Raw genomic sequence first — 21443 nt, forward strand, 5'->3', positions numbered from 1 at the left:
TGCCATCTCGCCATATATTTCAGCGAAATCGTTAAACCATCGACTTTTTCACTAGTGAAAATTCTGTCATCTCACGGTATATCTCAGGAAAATCGTTAATCTATCGACTTTTTCACTAGTGGAAAACTTGCCGTCTCGCGATATACCTCAGCGAAATTGTTAAACCAGCGATTTTTTCACTAGTGAAAATTCTGCCATCTCGCGGTATATCTCAGCGAAACTGTTAAACTAACAAACAGAATGTAGGCTATTTCAAGTAGTTAATACTTGGTTTTTAGGGTTAACGCTAATATTGTCGCTTTCCTACCCTTCAGGAAATCTTCTAGGACTACCTACGCGACGCATCCTTTCTTTATCGTGTAGCTTTGTGTCCATCCTCTAGGAGCAGCAAATGTATGCACATAAGCCTATCTAATGGCTTCATCGGGATGACAACCAGTTACATCTCTAACAAAACCTATGGCGTAACGCCTCTTTTTATTAACAACAAAACGGATTTCTTCAACTCCATTTCTGCTTGTTACATCAATTACGAAAACACCTTTACATCAACACCTTACTACTCTCAGATTAAGCACTGAATCTCTCTGGTTTAGATCCCCATACTTATCAGCCAACTTTTAGGGGATTTTTTAATTGTAGTTCAGGTTTGGCAGGTGCTGACTTAGGTTCTGGTTCGGGGGTAGTATTCTGTCCAGAGCCACCGCCGATCCCTCTGTCAGTACTATCGTCTAATACCTCCTTCTCTTGCGGTTTAGCTAACTCAATTTGTCTGCTGATTTCGTCCACAGCATCACTAACTGAGATGCCCATAACCTTGTTCAGCAGATCTATAGCATTATAACGACGACCACCAACAATAATGATTAGGTGATTTTTATCATTACGTTCAAATTGAAGGGTATCAAAATCAGGAGCGCGACCAAGAGGCTTAAATCGTTTAAGGATGGCTTTAATCATTTCAGAAGTAACAGCGCTTTTAGCGTGACTACAAATAGCTCTCGCCTTACGATTTACACGCTCTGACAACTCCTTTTCAAAACGGTCTGTGTATAGATTTTTTGGTGGCTCTCTATACCTTGAGTGAGTAGTTAGTTTTGTAGTTCTGACATTTAGCTCTTGCACTTCATCTGAGAGTAAACCTTTTCTCTGTGTTTCCACTGCGCGAGCTACAGCAGCCTTAAACTCATCGCTTGAGCCTTCAGTTGCTTGTATGCTATCCAACGCCCAACCTTTAGCTAGACCCTGTTGCACCATTAGGGCAGCAATTTTATCGAGAGGTGATTTAGAGGATGTGTCGGCTGTGATCATATCTCCATGATCGATGATGTAACACCCCCACCTCTTACTATAGAAATGGTTCTGATCTGGGTTTTCACGAGGTTTAAAAAACTTACCATCCTCAACAAAATCTTTATCGATGTTGGTCTTGTAAATACAGTAAAACTGTCTTTGCTGCCTCGTTAACTCCCTAATGAATCTGCGACTCTCATCAATAGCTAACTGCTTATTTCTCCTCGCCTGTTCCTCTCTTTCTTTTGTAGATCGGTTGGGTGATTTCGATAAGAATTTTTTACGTTTTTCGTCGATTAGGTTGCGGCGATACTCATGATTATCTCTCAGATCTACTCGGAAGTTTGCTCCAGAATTGAGTTCACTATCAACTCGCTTTCGGCGAGATTTAGCAGAAAGCTTAGGCTCAATTTTGTCCGAGAAAACAGAAGTTAGCAGGTTGTTGCTAAACGGAGAGCTAGTATCACTCATGAATTCGCGCTTAAATTTTCTGACAGACTCATCAACCACTGCTTCATTGGATGAATCAACACGATATTTGTCATAGAGATACTCTAAAAACTCCAGTCCCTCACCTCTAACATTCAGTGAGCGCCATTCCCCTCTACGGCCACGACCTTTCTTGCTATTTATTTTAATCTTAAGATAGCGATTACCTTTAGTGCCTTTGGTTGCGACAGGCGTGATCGGTGATGAGACGGGAGCAATATGCTCAAAATCCATGAGAGCCTTAGTTAGTTCTGCTCCAGATTTGGGTTTACAGGTCTGTAGATGCTTGATCAGAGCTTGCCTCACCTTGTGGCTAGTACTCTTACCCTTTACAGGTGTAACTCGGTCAATTTGTTGCTCTGCGTTTCTCTCCATAACCGTGACTGGATCTAGAAATCCATAGCGAGCGTTAATTTCTGACTGAACGGCTGAGTGATATGACAAATCATTAGGGTTATAAAACTCTAATTTTTTCTGAGTCTTATGATCAAGGAGAGACACAGCAACATGTAAGTGAGGCTTGCGGCGCTGACCATTATCATCGAGCATGTGCTTTCTGGTAGGAATATGCATTTCTGCATAATAGTTAAGCTCATCAAGATCACGATGAGGAACATTTGCGCGAAGCACCTCATCAACAATAGCCTTGTGCATCTCATACTGCTCACTGGTCGGTATTTCGCTGTATTTTTTTACATCTGTCTCATCAAAACTGATAGTAATGTGCTTGTACGCTCCATCCCATTTGCTTCTGTATTTTGCAATCCAATTTGCGTCCCGCTCGATGGCCTCTAATGAGCCATGAATTGGGACTCGTGTATCGTACTCATCCCGATGAACCCCTGTGGTTCTAACCCTGCCGTTCACAAGGTAGTCACCGATGCCATTAATGCGCGTTGAAAATCTAATAATCATGGTGTTTATTTCTTTTTAACTACTTTTATATGCTTACCAAGGCTTTCCTCCATCAAAAATTTTAGAGCTGACATTTGTCTATAAATGAGCACAAATTTCATATCTAAACCAGAATACCTTTCTTGTAGTGTTACTAACGCTCTACCAAGACTATTTAGGCGTGAATAATAGAACCGCTCAGTCTTAAGAATTAGGTTAATGTAACCAAGATCTACAGGTTGGATTTTGTAGTTAGGTTTTAGCATTAATTTGCATAGTTGCTGGACGGATTCTGTCCCAACCGCCTTGTCATAAAGTTGGCGATAAAGAGACTCAGTGATTCTAAAACTTACAACAGAGCTAGTACTGTTTTTCTCCTCTATCTCTTCATCAAAAATCACATCACCAGATACAACCTTATCTTCAAAATCATTACCTTCATTTCCAATGTATCGAGTCGAAGATTCTGACTTAGGAAAGTTAGAGTTATGCACTGTAAGAAGGTGACAAATTTTTCTAAGACATATTAGGTAATTTGTTAGCTGAAAATCGACCTTTGCTTTTACTGAGTCTTCATTATTAATCATCCCCCAAAATATCTTTGAGAATGAATCAAAATGAGATTTTTCCACTTCCAAAATAGACACAGCCATTAACTCTCTAGATACATCAATAGGAGGAACTATTCTATCAACATCAATCATTCTCCTAGCAAAGATATTGAAGCTTTCCTCATTAATCAAAAGAGGCTCTAATTCTTCCTTTAAGTTATTATCGATTCTAAAGCCAATAACTTTACTTAATGCCTCCTTCTTTTTCTTTTGTTTATTTTGACTCTCTTTATTTGTCATAATCGTTATTTATATTTTATTGGCGGAGACAATAAATGGGATTTTTAAGGGCACCCCTTAAAGCACGAGATTGTTGTTTGCGGATGCAAAAATGTAAACAATCTGGACGTGCCTCCACGGTTTAGCTCTCCACCTAACTTAATAGTACAATATTTTTTGGCTATACAAATTCACATATTTGAATCAACGTTCTGCGGTCACTATAATTAATGATAAATAATTAAAATACTATGAATAAAAATAAAATTTCAATTGATCACCTTAACCTCAATGAGGCGCAAAAAAGAGAGTTTTTGAAGTTGGTTTTGGGTAAGACTGAGAGTGGAAGGTTTAAGCCGATGCAGAGTAATAGATTGAAATCGAAATATGAAAATCAGCTATTAGAATTTAAAGAAATAATTGACATATATAAATCACGAGGATTCTCAAATAAACATCTAACAAAACTATTTAAAAGTGGGTTTGGTATATCGAAAAGGGATGCTTCTATTTGTATAAATATTCCAGAGTATCAGTTAGAGTTATTTATACAAAAACACCTTCCGCAATACACTAGAAAATTCAAAAATAAAATGAAAACTAATGATAATAAAAACAAATAATTACAGACAAGGTATTATAGAGTATCTGCTTAATAACCACATATTACATAAGACTAAAAATGGAAAAATTCATGCTCATAAACTACCTAAATAATTAATCCCAAAAAAAGCCTCCACTTAAGGAGGCTTTCATATTTTAAAACAGGCTATTTTCACTTAAATTGGAGAATAGATCGGAATCCCTTTCGGCCTTAGGTTTCTCTGGAACCTTAGTAGCTCTTTCGTCCACACTCGTATCTGTAACTCCCTTTAAAGCAACATCGTCAGATGTAGGCTCGATACCATCAGGTTTAGGCTCACTATTATTCATAATTTCGGGTTGGGATTTAAATGACGCTTTGGCTTGTTCTTTGCTACCAACACTACCCCTTTTAATCGCCATTATTTCCTCCTCAACCGTTCTGGTATCCTCGATATTTATGAGTTTTTCCAACCTATCCATCCTAGATCTACCCTTGCCCTTACTCTTACTCTTACTCTTAGATTTAGCCTTCTCATTTGCTAATCCTGATGGATCAATAGTTATAGAGACACCGACAATTCTGCGCCCTCTGGTTTCGACCTTAAACAATTCGCCATTCTTTTGAGTTACAATTTTAAGTGCTTTTTCTGACACATCAGGATCTTGAGAAATTTCGTTAATTTCATTTAATGATTTATGTACAACATGTTTGCAAAAATCACTACCATTTTTGTATCGATTAGTTGTCCCCATCTCCTCTCGTAACTCCTGAATAGTTACATTAATTTCTCTAACTGATGTTCCTGTATCTAAATGATATCTACGTAAAAGAACCAACCACATTCTCATAGTAAATTCTGATTTAGAACTTTTAACTAGATAAAGAGGCAGTGCTGTATAACCGATACGCTTCAAATCTTGGCAGTAAAAAACCAAAAATGGCATAAATCTAGGATTTAACTCAACCGAAACGACCTCATTCCCCTCAATCAATTGAATGCGACTAAAAATTGGAACTACATCCCTGCACCTTTTTCCATTTTTCTCATATTTGTATTCAAATGCGGTGTTAAAATTCGTACTAGATGCAGCCTGCGCTATACTCTCAGATAACCTGCTAGGGGCTATATTTATACGTGAATCTGGTGACCAATAGCTGACAAAATCGCGTAAATTAAAGCTAAATTGCAGATAGCTAGGGTGTTTACAAAAAAATATACTCGCACACTCAAGCAGACCTAACTGATCCCATTGAATAGAAGGTTCACTTCCCTCTCCAGACTCTAGGTACGTATTTTCCATTAATCGATCATTTTTCTTTAACTCGATTAACTCAGATTCTCGATCATCGCCCTTAATTACATTCTTGTGAATTTTAATTAAATCAACCTCAAGGTTGTTCATGTGGCTATTTAATGCACTAATCAAAAACTTATCGGTAGGAACAAACGCAGCAACTGCGGATGCCATAATTCGCTGTTGCTGGAGTGTTGCATGAGGGGAAACTAGCAATCGGCTAAAATTTGCTGCGCCGTTTTTCTCAATTTCACTTAAATTCATCATCATAATCTCTAAATTTTTTAGAAGGTTAATAACTTATTTGCGAAAATCAAAATTTTTTTCGCAATAAATAAGGAACTTTCTGCACTTACGCTACCGATATTGTTCGTAATAAATACCGATATTGCTCGTAATAAATACCGATATTGTTCGTAATAATACTGATGTCGCTCGCAATACTACTGATATTATTCGCACTAATTCTCCTATGGTACTGTAATATAAGGATTATTTTCATCCTAAAGTTTCTTAAAGGTTTTAAAAGAGGAAAAGTCTAAAGAGTTAAGATTGGAGGAAAGACATTTGGAAAACAGATACAAGATTAGGATTTTGATGGAAGAGCTTTTGAGTGTACGGAGTCCACTCATAGGGGTTTGTACTGTGTTAGTTCCTATCGTCGTAGACTTAGACGATGAGCGATCCTAAAAACACCATAGTTAAGGTGCTGAATGTACCTATAATCACCAGTGTTTAGCGGTAGCGATCCCAAAATCACCATAGTTCAGGGCTGGATGTACCTATAATCACCAGTGTTTAGCGTTAGCGATCCCAAAATCACCATAGTTCAGGCACTGGATGTGCCTATAATCACCAGTTTTAACGGTAGCGATCCCAGAATCTCCATAGCTCAGGGGCTGGATGTCCTACAATCAACAGCCTTAGGTGGTGAACGATCCCAAAATCACCATAGTTCAGGTGCTGGATGTCCTATAACCAGCGTTAGGCGATGAGCGATCCTAAAAACACCATAGTTAAGGTGCTGAATGTACCTATAATCACCAGTGTTTAGCGGTAGCGATCCCAAAATCACCATAGTTCAGGCACTGGATGTGCCTATAATCACCAGTTTTAACGGTAGCGATCCCAGAATCTCCATAGCTCAGGGGCTGGATGTCCTACAATCAACAGCCTTAGGTGGTGAACGATCCCAAAATCACCATAGTTAAGGGCTGGATGTACCTATAATTACCAGTGTTTAGCGTTAGCGATCCCAAAATCACCATAGTTCAGGTGCTGGATGTCCTATAACCAGCCTTTGGCGATGAGCGATCCTAAAATCACCATAGTTGAGGTGCTGAATGTACCTATAATCACCAGTGTTTAGCGTTAGCGATCCCAAAATCACCATAGTTCAGGGCTGGATGTACCTATAATCACCAGTGTTTAGCGTTAGCGATCCCAAAATCACCATAGTTCAGGCACTGGATGTGCCTATAATCACCAGTTTTAACGGTAGCGATCCTAAAATCACCATAGTTGAGGTGCTGGATGTCCTATAACCAGCCTTTGGCGATGAGCGATCCTAAAATCACCATAGTTGAGGTGCTGAATGTACCTATAATCACCAGTGTTTAGCGTTAGCGATCCCAAAATCACCATAGTTCAGGTGCTAGATGTACCTATAATCACCAATATTTAACAGTAGTGCTCCCATAATCGCCATAGTTAACGGGCTGCAATCTCAGAATCTCCAGCGAACTCTCGTCGAAAGAGTCATGGGTATTACATTTAATACTCCGTCGTACCATGCCCTTTAATTAGAATGAAAAGCTTACTAAGACATCAAAAAGTCGAGTGATGAATAAAGCTCACGATTGAAATTATTGTCTTGTAAGAATAATGAAAAATCACGATCCGCGACAAAACCAAACTTACAAGCTAACTCAACGAAGGTTGAGTCCGGATAGTCATACGAAAACTCTTCGGATGACGGATAGTTAAACATGAGAGAAAGATAGTTTGTAGTGACTCCATCAACTTTATTTGTGCCCCCATTATCTCGAACAGTATCAGCAATAACTTCCATTCCTTTTTCCATAAACATGGCCTTATCAAGTGGCGCCCAATAAGTTTTACCACACTCTAAACTCAATTTACTCCATTGATAACAACCTCTACTCGGATACAAGCACTTTGTTAAATCGAAAGCATGGAGTTTCTCAAAAATGCTTGGTAAGAATTGGCCACCATCATCAACTTTAATGTTACTCTTACTGCCATACATATATACAAAGGGTAGATAAAGGCTTTTCCTACCATCGTCAGCCTTTAAGTACTGATATGGCAACATTGCAAGCCTTCGCTTTTGTCCATTTTTGAAGTGCCAAGTAATATCGATACAGTTAGCGCTCTTGATCTTAGCGTCACTGCAATGCTCGACCACACGATTTAATGTAATTGAAGAAATAAAACGATAGAGATTATTACGGATTGTATACCTTTCTGGATGTAAATAGTCTGTTCGAACGTCGTCAGTAAAAATTTCGGGTAAACTTACCAACTCATCTGCATTTAAGACCACGTCAGCATTGTTAATGGCATCCAGTTTGGCTTCAAGTACGTCAATTTGGTTTTCACTATCTCCAATAAGATCTAAAATCGTATTCGATTTTTTTGCTTTAAAACGAGCTACAAGTTCATCTAGTACTTCTCGTTCTTCTACCAACTCTGTTTCAATTTTTATTTTTTCATTTTCTACAAATGTATTATTAGCCTTATCAGATTCTGCAAGGTAAGCATCCTTACATATTTCCAACGTCAAAAGATCCAGCATGTTTACATTATATACTTCCCTATCATGCTCTCCTTTCATCGCCAAATTACACACGTAGTTAACTCTATTATCACCCTTATCGACGAACACCATCGCCCCGCCGCAAATGCCGCACCGAGCAATACCTTTTAGCAATGGTATTTTGCCAGTGCTTGTATTCCTTCCTCGTTTTTCGGATTTACACATTTTAAGCTTACGGAATGTGGCTTCATCAATTATGGGAGGATAGTAATTTTCAAAAACATGACTGACACCTTCTATATGAAAGTTTTTTTCCCCAATCAATGAACGATTAGCCCATAACTGACTGATAGCAGTATAATCCCATGTATTCGATTGTTTTACAGTACCCTTTGTTCGTGTTTGCTTGTACTCGAAATTAGCATCAAGGTACTGTTTAATTTTTAAGTCCCCGTAACCCGCAAGTTTCATTTCAACCGCTTTTTTTACACCTTCGGCATTGATATTAAGTGTATTTGTAGGTTGATCTATCCAGAATGGTGAGCGTCCAAGTGCTCCTTGTGGCTTACCTGTATCTTTCCAACGCTTTAAAGCGATCTTCTGTGCAGCAATTATACGCTTCGATTTAGTTTCAGATTCCTCATTTGCTCTCTGCATCGTAATTAACGAACCAATAAGATCTGCGGTCTGATTTTGGCTCTCTGAATCAAACATTTTGCAATCAATATGTGTATAAACACGTACGCCACGATTAATAATGCTAAGAAATTGCTCCATAGCAACGTTAACCGTTTCTCTTGAGAGGCGGTCTAGGGAGAAGACAACAAGGATACTGCCAGACGCTATTTCACCACTTTCAATTCGAGATAAAACAACTCCAAATGCACCATCCTTGTGTTTACCATGATATGCACTTAACCCCTGATCGACGAAATTCTCATCATGAATAGGAAGGTTATGCTCTTGCGACAGGTTTTCGAGGACGCTCCTCTGCTGCTGGGTTTCTAATCCCACACCTTTTGTTTGTTTAGTGGTGCTGACACGAGCGTAATTATAGATTTTAGGGGTAGTTCTCATACTTAAGGGGCTTCACTACAGAATCTAAGCCCTCAACCTTGAGAGCTAAACATAGCTGCATTAAATCACCCAACTCTCCCGAAGGAAACTGTTTTTTATTGGCAAACCACAGCAGATATTCTTCTGGAAGATCAATCAACACTCGCCCTGCGTATTTGCCAAACGGCATTTGAACGCGGGCCAGCTTTAATAAATTCTCTTTTTCTAACATGAGCTCAGAGGTAACGCAGTATCAAAGTACCCTACTCTAACACAGCTTGGAGAAGAAGCGTGACTGGGTGTCACTCAAGTACTTAAGACTGCTTAACGGTATGTGCGTATTCAACAACCACTTGATTACCTTCGATGTATGCTCGTTGGATTTCGCCATCCACTGACATTCGACTTTCTAGGTACACCACTTTTGGCGTTTCCGTAATACTGGATTTTAAAGAGGGAACAACACGTTCAGGCTCAACATGTAATAGGTGGCAAAACTGCCCAATGAATGACATCGAAAGCTCGCGTTTGCCCCTTAACAACTCGGAAAACTCCAGTTGGCTAAGCCCAAGTTTTTTGGCGAATTCCATTTGAGTAATACGCATTTTCGCTTTCTGCGACATCCAGACATTGTACAACGCTTCTTTGTCTTGTTGAGTAAACTCCATAACTCTTCCTTCGCTGATTTTTTGTGGAACGAGTGTCAGAAAATTCTCCATACCGCATGTCAGGCGGACGTGAAGTTTTTATCAAGGTTTATCGATTTGTATAGAACGTGGCATCTATTTAGGCAATCACCGCAATGATGTCTCATCCTTGCTCCGTTTGCTTTGTGAATTAGTGCAAATTTTAGGGCGTAGACAGCGGGAATGATGTCAGCTCAAAAAAGCAGCGGTACCATGGTGTGATATCTAAAGCCAATGGTCATCCGGCTTCTTAAAATTCTAAAAATAGTAACAAGGACTGAACGTGAAACTTTCTACTCTCTGCTGCGCTATCACCGCGAGTCTTATTAGCGTTAGTGCACTCGCCGCGCCAAATATTACGGTTTCAACAACCACAACGAGTCGTAATTTCCCACTGGATGCCAGTGATGATCTGGTCATTCCGTTACCGAAAGATGACTACACCTTCAAAATCTCGGGGGTGATGGGCAATTGTATTGCTCCCAGTGGCGCAAAAATCCGTTTTTCAAAGCCCATTGCGCTCAATTGTGGAGCGGAGACTGAATTCAAACTTAAAGTCCGTTTTAGTGGGGACTACGCATTTGATTTTGACTCTGGCGCCCATACCCTAGCGATTCGCCGTGCAACCAAAAAAAGCACTAAAACCACCTTTACTCGCCCGATTCCCGATGTCCAATGTGAAACGTATCAAGGCGGTGAAGTCACACTTGCTGTTGGCGAGACCTTTTCCGATGGAACGAAGCTTAAAGATGCATTAAGCGGTCAAACCGTAGAGGTAAAGCACGGCAAAGTCACTTTGACACCCGCAGCAAACAGCGGCGGTTTAGTCTTACTTGAAAAAGCCCAAATAATCGAAAAGCCCGAGTTTACCTATAAATCAGCCAACATTTATTTTGTGATGCTTGACCGATTTAACAATGGTGATAACAGTAACGATCACAGCTACGGACGTAAAAGTGACGGTAAACAAGAGATTGGTACTTTTCACGGTGGAGATTTAAAAGGTGTGATAGACAAGCTCGACTACATTGCCAGTTTGGGTACTGATGCCATTTGGTTATCGCCAATTGTGGAGCAAATTCATGGATTTGTTGGTGGTGGTGACAGTGGCAGTTTCCCATTTTATGCCTATCACGGTTATTGGACTCGTGATTTCACTAAAATTGATGCCAACCTTGGCGATGAAAACGATTTAAAAACCTTAGTGCAAGAAGCTCATAAACGCGGCATGAAAGTGCTGCTTGATGCCGTGATTAACCATTCAGGTTATGCGACTCTTGCCGATTTACAAATGGATAAAGTACACGTGGTTGATGCGGCTCAATTACCAGCAAAATGGAGCGATTGGGCGCCAAAGTCTGGTGAAAACTGGCACAGTTTTCACCAAGCGATCAATTACAATAGCTCGAACTGGAAAGATTGGTGGGGCGGCGATTGGGTTCGTGCAGGCCTTCCTGGTTATCCTTCTCCTGGATCAAGCGATATCACGATGACGTTGGCAGGATTACCCGATTTTCGCACTGAATCAACCGCCTACGTGACACCACCACAATGGCTGTTGAATAATCCCGGCACTCGCGTCACAGCAAAAGACAACTATACGGTTGCCGACTACCTCATCGAATGGCAAACCGATTGGGTAAAACGCTTTGGTATTGATGGCTTTCGAGTAGATACCGTGAAACACGTCGAGGGCGAGGTTTGGAAGCGCCTTAAATCTCAGGCGTCTGAGAGCTTAATAGAATGGCGTAAAGTGAATCATCAACAAGGCGCGCCGTTTTGGATGATAGGTGAAGTCTGGGGGCATTCAGCGTATCGCAGCCCGTACGTCGATGATGGCTTTGACGCTCTAATTAACTTCGACTTACAAAAACGCCTCGATAACGGAGCCGCATGCTTTAGCCAGATGGCGGATACTTATCAAAACTATGCCAACGAGATGCAAAGTTCACCGGATTTTATGCCAGTGAGTTACATGTCATCGCATGATACGGAGCTATTTTTCAGCCGTTTTAACTCGTTTGAAATGCAACGTAACGCGGCCAATGCTTTGTTACTTAGCCCAGGTGGTGTACAAGTGTATTACGGTGACGAGGTCGGTCGAGAGCTTGGCCCATACGCGGATGACTTCCATCAAGGTACGCGCTCAGATATGGTTTGGAAACTTGATGAAGACCGCCGCGCACTGCTAAAACATTGGCAAACAGTGGGTCAATTCCGCCAGCATCACCCTGCGATTGGCGCCGGAGAACATAAAGAGATTAAACAAGATAATGCGTATGTTTTTTCTCGGACCCTCAAAAATGACAAAGTCATTATCGGCTTTGTGGGTCGGCAGTAATACCGTGCGGCCGTTTATCCATCCTAGAGTCACGGCCAAGTGACGAATAACCTGATGAAAAAGGCTCTTATGAGCCTTTTTATTTTATCCACAGCCCAGTTTTTACGGGCAATCATCCCCAACATATAACGGCTTAACGGGGCTTTTGGTTACAATTAAAGGGCAATGAGTGCGAACAAAAAAACACCAAACTTGTGTTGATATCAAAGACACGGCCAGCCAGCCTCATTACACTCAGTTAATCACTCTCATCAACTTGGCTCGCTTGCAACTACCATTGCAAACACCAAGTCGCCCTTAACACACGTAACTTAGTCAGCGATATCATGAGTCAAACGGATATATTACAGACGATTGCGCAATTTACATCGATAGAGCAAGCTCTCGACTACTTTGAAATTGAGTTCGATAGCCGCTTTATTGATGAATATCGTACTGATTTAGTCAAACGCTTTAATGGCTATTTGATTCTGGCTAAACCCGATGATTGGTTTTCAGCGCGGCGCGCGCTAAAAAACGCCTACTGCAAAGTGCAACGCGGACGACTTGACCGCCACAGCCGATCAGCGTGCCGCGGTTGTACTTCCTGCCAGAGACGCTAATTCTAAATATGAAATGCGATCAAAAAAGCCTCCACAAATGGAGGCTTTGGTCATCAGCGATGTCATTACTTCGCGCGGCGCGCTTTCACCGCATCGGCCAATTGACGAAGCACGTTTTCAGTATCTTGCCAGCTAATACATGCATCCGTAATCGACTGACCGTATGTCGACGCTTGGCCGTCAACCAGATCCTGACGACCTTCGACAAGATGCGATTCAATCATTACACCAAAGATAGCATCTTCACCACCTGAGACTTGTGCACTCACGTCATCAGAAACCACCATTTGACGTTGATATTGCTTGGAGCTATTCGCATGGCTAAAGTCAATCATCACTTTTTGAGCCAGACCCGCAGCTTCCATTTTTTGCTTAATCTCACCGACATGCTCAGCGCTGTAGTTTGGCTCTTTACCACCACGTAAAATGATGTGGCAATCGGGGTTACCACTGGTTTCAACAATCGCTGAATGCCCAAATTTAGTCACAGACAAGAAATTGTGTTCAGAGCCCGCAGAGCGGATCGCGTCAGCCGCAATCTTGATATTGCCATCCGTACCGTTTTTAAAACCAACAGGACAAGACAAGCCTGACGCCAATTCACGGTGCACTTGAGATTCCGTCGTACGTGCACCAATGGCTCCCCAACTAATCAAATCAGCGATGTATTGTGGCGAAATCATATCTAAGAATTCAGTGGCCGTTGGCATGCCCATATCGGTCAAATCAAGCAGTAATTTACGAGCAGTTCGCAAACCATCATTGATTTGGTATGTATCGTTTAAGTACGGGTCGTTGATGAGACCTTTCCAACCGACTGTAGTACGAGGCTTTTCAAAGTAAACACGCATCACCACTTCGAGATCTTCACCGAATTCATCACGCAGCCCTTTCAAACGCTCACCGTATTCCAGTGCCGCTTTGGTATCGTGAATAGAGCATGGGCCAACAATGACCAGCAAGCGGTCATCTTTGCCTTGAAGGATATTTGAAATCGCTTGGCGACATTGAAAAGTGGTTGAAGCCGCAGTGTCTGTCGCTGGGTATTTTTCTAAAATAGCCACGGGTGGCAACAGTTCTTTTACGTGTTTAATTCTTACATCATCGGTCTGAAACATGCTTGGGCTTCCTGTCATTCTTATTCTAAAACTGGTGATAAAAACATCAATTCTAGTGGGGTTCTCGTTTAGTCACGAGTAAGTTATCTAGGATGACGAAAATACGCAAGCACTAAATTTAAAAAAACGCAATATTTATACCCACTTTACAAAACAAGCTTGGTGTATATTTAAATTTACAGTTAATTTTGTACGATATTTCAATACGTTAAAATCAAATACAACATCAGACTGTCCATAAAGTCGATATACAGTAAAAAATCCCGTAACTATTTCGTGATATTAATCACAATAAAATTTGCGCATAGGATCACGGCATAAATTTTACCGAATTAACGTCTCTAAATTACAACAAAACATTGCTCCCGTTTCTGACCAAAGCATCATTAAACACTTTGTCTACTGCTCAGTTGCGCCGCATTAAAAATAACGTGAGCGTTGATCATGTAAACGCATAGAGCGAATTGGTATTCGATTTAGACAGACTGTGGAACAAAAAATGAAGAAACAAAGCGCATCAGCAATCGGTATTGACCTGGGCACGACCAATAGCGCCATTGCCATATGGCGTAACGAGAGCGCAGAACTCATTCCAAACGCGCTTGGACACTACCTGACTCCCTCTGTGGTAAGCATTGATGAACACGGCCAAGTCTTAGTGGGTGAAGCGGCCCATTCACGTCTTATTACTCGCCCTCAAGAAACCGTTGCCGCCTTTAAACGTTATATGGGCACGGACAAAGTGATCACTTTAGGCTCTCAACAATATACGCCTACTGAATTGAGCTCTTTGGTCTTACAATCACTCAAAGCCGATGCTGAGGCGTATTTAGGCCACTCTATCTCTGAGGTCGTAATTTCTGTCCCAGCTTACTTTAGCGATCAGCAGCGTAAGCAAGTACAACTCGCCGCTGAACTAGCAGGCCTAGACGCCGTGCGTTTAATTAACGAACCCACAGCGGCTTGCCTCGCCCATAGCCTACATCAAACCCATGATCGCCGATTCTTAGTGTTCGATTTGGGAGGAGGCACCTTCGATGTCACCGTGGTCGAGCATCAGCAAGGCTTTGTCGATGTGCGAGCTTCAGCAGGAGACAACCAGCTAGGCGGCGAGGATTTTACCCATCAATTGCTGGCGTTTGTCTGCCAAGAACTTGAACGCTCACCTGAAACATTAACCCTTGCCGAAAAGGCCAAACTCGTGGCTGCTTGTGAGCGTGCCAAAAAACAGCCACAAAACCCAGTGACCATCGAATTAACGGATCCTTTTAATCGCACCCTAACGGTGACCAACGAGCAACTTGATACCATTTGGAAAGACACGCTGACTCGTCTTTCTCAGCCTTTGCGTCAAGCCATGGGCGATGCTCGAATTAGCCCGCAGGAAATCGATGAATTGATCTTTGTTGGCGGTGCGACCCACTTAAAGCAAGTCCAACAATTAGCGACGCGGCTTATTGGCCGCTTTGGAAGTATGGAGCTTGATCCTGACCTCGTGGTCGCCATGGGGGCTGCGACACAAGCCGCCTGCCGCCTGCGCGACGAAGCGGTGGAAGAAATTGTATTGACTGACGTCGCCCCTTTCAGCCTTGGTATTGCAGCCTCACGCGACAATCAAACGGGTATTTTCACGCCAATCATCGAACGTAATACCGTGGTACCCACTTCGCGTGTCGAACGCTTTTACACGCTTCACGATCAGCAAACTGTCGTTAACATTGAAGTGTATCAAGGAGAACGTTTGTGGGTGAAAGAGAACATCTTTATCGACAATTTTGAGGTTAAGGTACCAGAGAATGATAAGGGCAAAGAAGCCATAGATGTGCGTTTTAGTTATGATATCAATGGGTTGCTTGAGGTTGATGTGACCATTCTTTCCACCAATGAGACGATTCAAAAAGTGATTGATCGAAGCCCTGTTGGTATTACTGATGAAATGAAAGCGCAAAGCCACGCTCGTCTTGCTCGGCTCAAGATTCATCAACGTGACCAATTGCCTAACATTACACTCAGTGAAAAACTCAGCCGCCTCTACGAAGAAAAACTGGGGTGGGAACGTCACAGAGTTGAAGAATTGCTCTTGTCATTCACGCAAATCCTTGAAACGCAGGATAATGAACTCATTCGCCAAGCCCGCACAGAAATTGAAAAGCAGCTTAAGGAGCTGAACCTTTAGCGGCCTTCGGCTTCAATTTCACGGCGGGGAGGTATTTCAGAAAAGCCGAAATGCCTCGTTTAAACAGACTGTTGCGAGGCGGTTTAAAACCAATGATTGCCCGAATATCAATGCGACCAGTCGTCACGCAGCGTTTCTCCCAGCCGCCGGCGACAAATAACTTAGTGATTCCGTATGCGCACCATAGATGCCCGACAATATTGAGTGTAGATAAAAACACCGATTTCATGATTAACGCGCCCACCATCGTTAGTACCGAATACCAGCGATACTGGATACGCATTCGACCCGTGATAATGTATTTACACAATCGGCGGACCAACATCCAGTGAAAGACCAGCAGCAAAAACACACTGGCGGCGAATAAACTTGGTTGCTCAGGATGAGTCATCCGAACCGTTGGCAAGACGCCAAACCAAAAGCCCGCAAACGCTAAACACGCAAGCTTTAACTTCACCGCGCTAAACTTAATTGCGCACAACCCTCGATGTTTCCGGTCTTTATCCAGTGTTTTCTGATACATTCGTTGTAAACGCCCCACCGCAATATCGATGGTTTTCTGATAATCATCTGGAAGCTTGTGGTAGTACTTCGAGAACGCCATCAATGGCGACATTGAATAGCCTTGGTCATCGATGCCTCGATGCAAAATGACCAGCAAATAGGCCATCGGCATGTGGAAAAATTTTGCTTCTTCACTAGGTGGCGTTGCTTCTATATCCGCAAGCGTCGGAAAATTTTGCGAATTACGGGTCAGCATTGATTGTAAAAATTCCGCTTTATCAATATGGTAAGTATCGCGATCCAACTCAAGATGGTGCCGAACACCTAACAAGGCGTGCTGGCGCTGGCGTGATATCGAATAGAACAAAGGTCTCTGGGCTACCGCGACATGAAACAAATTCCAATAGACGACCGACAGATCAAAATTTTGCTCCTGTAGACATTGCGCAAGCGCCGCCAAAGCTAATATTTCCCCTTGCTCTGCCAATACAAATAACTGCTGTTTAGAGTGCGCTTTGACAAAATAGTCATAGTGTTGCTCCGTCAGGGCAATAAAACTGATTTCACGAGGAAAGCGCTCAAACTGAGCGAGTGAATAATGATCGGCATCCAAGTCAGGCAATAGTCCCAGCGGCCCGTTGGCTTGGGGGGTAGGAAGCTCAGGCAAAAACGTTAATCGTGATGATATCGGTAACCCGTTGGCAAAAGGTTGACTGAACAACGTAATCATCCAATCAAATGCCCCTTCAAAAATTTGGTTGATATAACTCTCGCTCAGCCGATACTCGGGAAAAATCAAACGGTAGTAGAGCATTTTCGAAACAAATGGCGTGAAAATATGCGGCTGACAACAGAGTTGCCGAGACACGATATTTTGACCATGTAACCGCGACAACCAACTATCAGGAATAAGCGGATGACGATTCACACACTCAATCCACTGCGATGCATTGAGCGAATACCATTCTTCATCGGTTAATGGCTCACACATTAAAAATACATCGCTCTGATAGGTGCTCAATTTTTTAGCCACTGACGAACCAGACGGAAACTGCTCCCAAATGGGTTCAGCCCATACTAAGGTTAACTGGACTGCTAACGCCTCTAATTCGTCACACCGGTTGAGTGTTGCAAACAGTTGCTGAGCCAGTTGTTCTATCCACACCCAGCTACCAAACTGCGTTGCCCACAATGTTTTCACCATCAGACCTAGAAAGCCATTTTGATCCATAAAATCAAGATGATGAGAAAACTCATCGCTGGGCTGATCAATTAACTGAGCAAACAGCCAATTGACGCGGCGACGCTCAGCCAACTGAGTGGATGAGGGAAAAAAACCTTCCACAGAGCGCCAGTAAATACTCGGCAGCGGCTCCCACTGCTGTTTGAGAAATGCAAAACACAAAGCTAACGAAGGGTTATCCGGTAGACAAACTTGATAAAGCACATCAGCCGCTTGAGTGTATGCTTCCAACCTAATCAATTGCTTCGCGACCCCAACCACACCATCGAGATCATGAATATTGACGCATGCTTCTCCCACAATTTCCCATTGCGTAACGTTTAACGTACTTGCACTGAGTTCAATTAAGTCATGAATAAAGGGCCTGATACTGGCACGCGGAAATGTCTGGCAAGCGTTGAATGCTTTCAGTAATGAGAGCTTAAGTTCTTTACTTTTGGGAAACCGAAACACCGTTGGCTGGTTAAGAAACGCATAAAGCGCATCATGACGGCCGTGAGCTAACACATGTTGAAACGGCATCATAAAACTGAGCAGTGCACGTTGCTCAGCATCGGATAACGCCGCAATTTTATCTAAACTGACGATCAGCTTGGTTTTGCGCCACTCATCTAGAAACTCAGCCAAGTTCGCTTTTGAATGGTCACGATTAAACAGCAGTTGCCAGCTTAAGCCCTGCCACAACACATCGACAATCTCACCGGGCAACCAGCGATGGACGATAATTTGGTGCATTGCCCAGTGCGATAGGCGCTCTTGCTGATCAATGGGTTGCCATAAAATCGGCTCAAGCCATGTTTGCCAACATACCGGCATGACTCGCTTGGCGGGATCTTGAAGTATGTGTACAAACTGACGTTTTAGATCGTCAAGTGGGTCAATGGGGGATTCACTGCTTGTTGGTAACGATTCACTTACTAGTTCAGGCTGAGGATGCTGTAACCCATTGAGGATAGCTTCATAAGCTTGACGAACTCGCTGAAAGCCTTGAGGATCCACTTCCGGATGGTGTTTTCGCAATTGAACACGATACGCTTGCTTCACCGCTGATTCATCCGCTGTTTGTTCTAACCCAAGAATCTCCCAAGGCGTCATTTTTACATCTCCAACATGGTCTCTAGATCACGATCCAATGAATCCGGCATCATTAAAGATGGCAATGGTGTTTGCCAATCAATAGCAAAAATCAGCGCCTCTTTATCTTGCTTTAGGTTGTAGAAAAACTCGCTAACGGCTTGGTATAAACCATCATTCAGCAAACCACTAATCGACTTCTCAGGATCATCTTGCACAGAATATTGCCAATAGGTGCGTCCCAAGATGAAGCTTTTAATGTAGTGTTCCCAACTATGGAAATGCGCTTGTACACGTTGACCAATAAAGTTCAGCAAATACGCTAATTCGCTTTGGCTGAGTACCTCTAATTCATACCCCGCCCTGACTAAAAAAGTCGCTCGGCAGTAATCCCACGCTTGAAAGCCAACAACACCAACTTGGCGATAAGTCGTATCAAGAAAACGCATTTCTGCTTGTGCCACAACCCCAGCGACTTCGGAGACGCGTTGCTGCCATTCGCTTGAGGTCAAACACGCTCGGCGACCAAATTCACTGCGCCAAGTTTGACCATGCACGCGCGCTTCCGCCAAACGAAAAATCATCTCAAGCCACTCAAACCGATGTTCAATTCCCCAAATTTCGACGAGCTCTTGCCGCCATAACTCTGAGGCTTCTATCCCCTGATCGCGAGTCATTCCGAGCCGTTCATAATCATAACTATGGCGACCATAACTTATCTGAGGTGAAGTCATGGCTAACCACCAACGAACGTAAGGGGCGTTTAAATCGAAAGAAAATGAGTCGGACATTAAGCGCTCTTTATAAAATGAGGAACGCTTAAGATAACGATTTACATCGTGCTTGCCTAAATTTGAGTAAAAACACAATTAGAAACTGAGAGCTTGTTTCAAAAGCCTTTTATGACAGGAAGTTAAGAAAAATATTTCATTAAGGCGAGTTGGTATTAAGATCGCACCGCTGTGTATTTAACGACCGAATTGAGCGCTTGTTTACAATGTAAATTGCGATAAAAAGCTCAGTCCAATCGTCACGTATCAATCATAAAACTCGTGAGGATGAGGGTATCAGCCAGTAATGGTTTTAGCCCCCAATCGCAGATGAATCAATTAATTGGCAGCCTGCCGCTGCCATCTCGAGGAAAGCCTTTTCTACATCACCTTCTTGCATGTTAACGCCTCGGCAGGCATCTTTGATAACCCAAGTATTAAATCCCTGCTCCGCTGAATCAAGCGCGGTAAATTTAACGCAATAGTCGGTTGCTAAGCCGACAATGTACACGTCCGTTAGCCCTTGACGACGCAGATAATCACTTAGCCCAGTCGCTTGAAGACGCTGATTATCAAAAAAGCCACTGTAGCTATCAATCGCTTGGTCAGTCCCCTTTTGTACCACGTGTTCAATGGCATCCGTATTCAATTGCTCAATAAACTCAGCGCCAAAAGAACCTTGAACACAGTGATCAGGCCACATAATTTGAGCGATACCATTGAGATCAATTACCTCACCAGGATTTTTACCATGAACGGAAGCAAAGCTGGCGTGCCCCGCAGGGTGCCAATCTTGCGTTGCAATTACGTGCTCAAAATGCGGAAGTAAACGATTAATGACAGAGACGATTTGATCGCCTTCAGGAACTGGCAAAGCTCCGGTCGGAGAGAAATCATTTTGCACATCAACTAATAACAGAGTCTTAGTCATTGCAGAATCCTTTTCTTTTAGCGCCAAACTTTGGCACTGGTTATCAATTTGGTCACTATTAGTCTGGCGATAACCACTCGCAGTGTAAACTGATATTTTATGTCTCTCCTATCAACGATGCCCAGCAATCTCGTTTATCGATTCCGCCTTGTCTACCCACTTAAATACTGCGTTTTGCACGCACCAATGACGTCATCGTCAATCTCTAAGTACAAGATAAGCTTCCAAGTTCCACGTCAATAATTGGCAACGGCATACTGAGCTTATTCCATTAGCAACAAACCAATTAGTTATAGAGCGTTAGATAAAGTAAATACTGAGCATCAAACGCTAGCGAGCTCGATTGAATCGCGTCACAATAGCGCCTTCTCATTACATAGATAAGTGGTTATCGTATGGAATTTTCAGCTCAAGTAGGCACCCATCACATTAAGCTAATCGCAGTTTGGCATGGCAGCGATATGAATATTTCACTTTTTGGCGGGGATGTCCCTCATATCGGCGCAGTGGCACTCGCGCAAAATCGCCCAAGTCTCAGCGATTCAAATAAAGTGAGCGCTTCTACATCGGTCATGACGGTGTGCGGGCACAAAGAAGATCAAGTCGCCAAACAGGTCGCCGAAACGGTCGCGGTGAAATTAAATGCGCTAACTTGCGTCGCGTGTGGTATCCATTTCAATCATATCGAAGCCAACCTGTTTCAAGCAGTGCAAAATGCAGTCGATGAGTTGGTGCAACAGCTGTTCAGCGCAATTGACGCTCAAAAAGACTGACGC

Annotated in this window: 15 protein-coding genes; 5 read left to right on the forward strand and 10 right to left on the reverse strand. The window is 42.6% G+C overall.

What is annotated here, in order from left to right; genetic code table 11:
* Positions 1 to 609 precede the first annotated feature (609 nt).
* Positions 610 to 2697 carry a hypothetical protein gene (locus ACFFUV_RS10440; protein WP_390192172.1) on the reverse strand — a complete coding sequence of 696 codons (2088 nt, stop codon included), beginning with the start codon at positions 2695 to 2697 and terminating at the stop codon, positions 610 to 612.
* A 5-nt stretch (positions 2698 to 2702) separates the two neighbouring features.
* Positions 2703 to 3527, reverse strand: coding sequence for a hypothetical protein (locus ACFFUV_RS10445; RefSeq protein WP_390192174.1), 825 nt, complete (start codon positions 3525 to 3527; stop codon positions 2703 to 2705).
* A 230-nt stretch (positions 3528 to 3757) separates the two neighbouring features.
* Here ACFFUV_RS10445 and ACFFUV_RS10450 point away from each other — a divergent pair, with 230 nt between their 5' ends.
* The gene (locus ACFFUV_RS10450; protein WP_390192177.1) at positions 3758 to 4129 is read left to right on the forward strand and encodes a hypothetical protein; all 372 of its coding nucleotides are present in this window, start codon (positions 3758 to 3760) and stop codon (positions 4127 to 4129) included.
* A 136-nt stretch (positions 4130 to 4265) separates the two neighbouring features.
* On the opposite strand, the gene ACFFUV_RS10455 is transcribed toward ACFFUV_RS10450, so the two are convergent.
* From ACFFUV_RS10455 to ACFFUV_RS10470, 4 genes are all read right to left on the reverse strand, one after another.
* Positions 4266 to 5657, reverse strand: a complete 1392-nt coding sequence (locus ACFFUV_RS10455; RefSeq protein ID WP_390192179.1) for a RepB family plasmid replication initiator protein — start codon at positions 5655 to 5657, stop codon at positions 4266 to 4268.
* Positions 5658 to 7206: 1549 nt separating this feature from the next.
* Positions 7207 to 9243 carry a recombinase family protein gene (locus ACFFUV_RS10460; protein ID WP_115206697.1) on the reverse strand — a complete coding sequence of 679 codons (2037 nt, stop codon included), beginning with the start codon at positions 9241 to 9243 and terminating at the stop codon, positions 7207 to 7209.
* Positions 9227 to 9454: a DUF3820 family protein gene (locus tag ACFFUV_RS10465; protein WP_055451883.1), complete on the reverse strand. Its 228-nt coding sequence runs from the start codon at positions 9452 to 9454 to the stop codon at positions 9227 to 9229. The genes ACFFUV_RS10460 and ACFFUV_RS10465 overlap by 17 nt, the downstream gene beginning before the upstream one ends.
* 82 nt (positions 9455 to 9536) lie before the next feature.
* Positions 9537 to 9890 carry a helix-turn-helix domain-containing protein gene (locus tag ACFFUV_RS10470; protein ID WP_390192183.1) on the reverse strand — a complete coding sequence of 118 codons (354 nt, stop codon included), beginning with the start codon at positions 9888 to 9890 and terminating at the stop codon, positions 9537 to 9539.
* 301 nt (positions 9891 to 10191) lie between these two features.
* On the opposite strand from ACFFUV_RS10470, the gene ACFFUV_RS10475 reads away from it, so the two are divergent.
* Entirely contained in the window at positions 10192 to 12249 is a 2058-nt protein-coding gene (locus tag ACFFUV_RS10475; protein ID WP_390192186.1) for an alpha-amylase, read from the forward strand.
* A 326-nt stretch (positions 12250 to 12575) separates the two neighbouring features.
* Entirely contained in the window at positions 12576 to 12851 is a 276-nt protein-coding gene (locus ACFFUV_RS10480) for a nitrogenase-stabilizing/protective protein NifW (protein ID WP_390192188.1), read from the forward strand.
* Positions 12852 to 12916: 65 nt separating this feature from the next.
* Here ACFFUV_RS10480 and aroG read toward each other — a convergent pair whose 3' ends face one another.
* Positions 12917 to 13969: a 3-deoxy-7-phosphoheptulonate synthase AroG gene (gene aroG / locus ACFFUV_RS10485; RefSeq protein ID WP_390192189.1), complete on the reverse strand. Its 1053-nt coding sequence runs from the start codon at positions 13967 to 13969 to the stop codon at positions 12917 to 12919.
* Positions 13970 to 14468: 499 nt separating this feature from the next.
* Here aroG and ACFFUV_RS10490 point away from each other — a divergent pair, with 499 nt between their 5' ends.
* Positions 14469 to 16145, forward strand: coding sequence for an Hsp70 family protein (locus ACFFUV_RS10490; RefSeq protein ID WP_390192191.1), 1677 nt, complete (start codon positions 14469 to 14471; stop codon positions 16143 to 16145).
* Here the strand turns inward: ACFFUV_RS10490 and ACFFUV_RS10495 are convergent.
* The 3 genes from ACFFUV_RS10495 to pncA all read right to left on the reverse strand — a co-directional run bounded on the left by ACFFUV_RS10495 (position 16126) and on the right by pncA (position 20667).
* A complete protein-coding gene (locus tag ACFFUV_RS10495) occupies positions 16126 to 18987 on the reverse strand; it encodes a J domain-containing protein (RefSeq protein WP_390192193.1) in 2862 nt (953 codons plus the stop codon). The two genes, ACFFUV_RS10490 and ACFFUV_RS10495, sit on opposite strands and share 20 nt — an antisense overlap.
* A 2-nt stretch (positions 18988 to 18989) precedes the next feature.
* A complete protein-coding gene (locus ACFFUV_RS10500) occupies positions 18990 to 19757 on the reverse strand; it encodes a DUF1266 domain-containing protein (protein ID WP_390192197.1) in 768 nt (255 codons plus the stop codon).
* 292 nt (positions 19758 to 20049) lie between these two features.
* On the reverse strand, positions 20050 to 20667 hold the full coding sequence (gene pncA / locus ACFFUV_RS10505) for a bifunctional nicotinamidase/pyrazinamidase (RefSeq protein WP_390192200.1): 618 nt from the start codon (positions 20665 to 20667) through the stop codon (positions 20050 to 20052).
* A gap of 395 nt (positions 20668 to 21062) precedes the next feature.
* Between pncA and lpdD the strand changes: the two genes are divergently transcribed.
* The gene (gene lpdD / locus ACFFUV_RS10510; RefSeq protein ID WP_390192203.1) at positions 21063 to 21440 is read left to right on the forward strand and encodes a prenylated flavin chaperone LpdD; all 378 of its coding nucleotides are present in this window, start codon (positions 21063 to 21065) and stop codon (positions 21438 to 21440) included.
* Positions 21441 to 21443 lie beyond the last annotated feature (3 nt).

Origin of the sequence: Vibrio olivae (genome assembly GCF_042428525.1) — a bacterium.
Lineage (GTDB): Bacteria > Pseudomonadota > Gammaproteobacteria > Enterobacterales > Vibrionaceae > Vibrio > Vibrio olivae.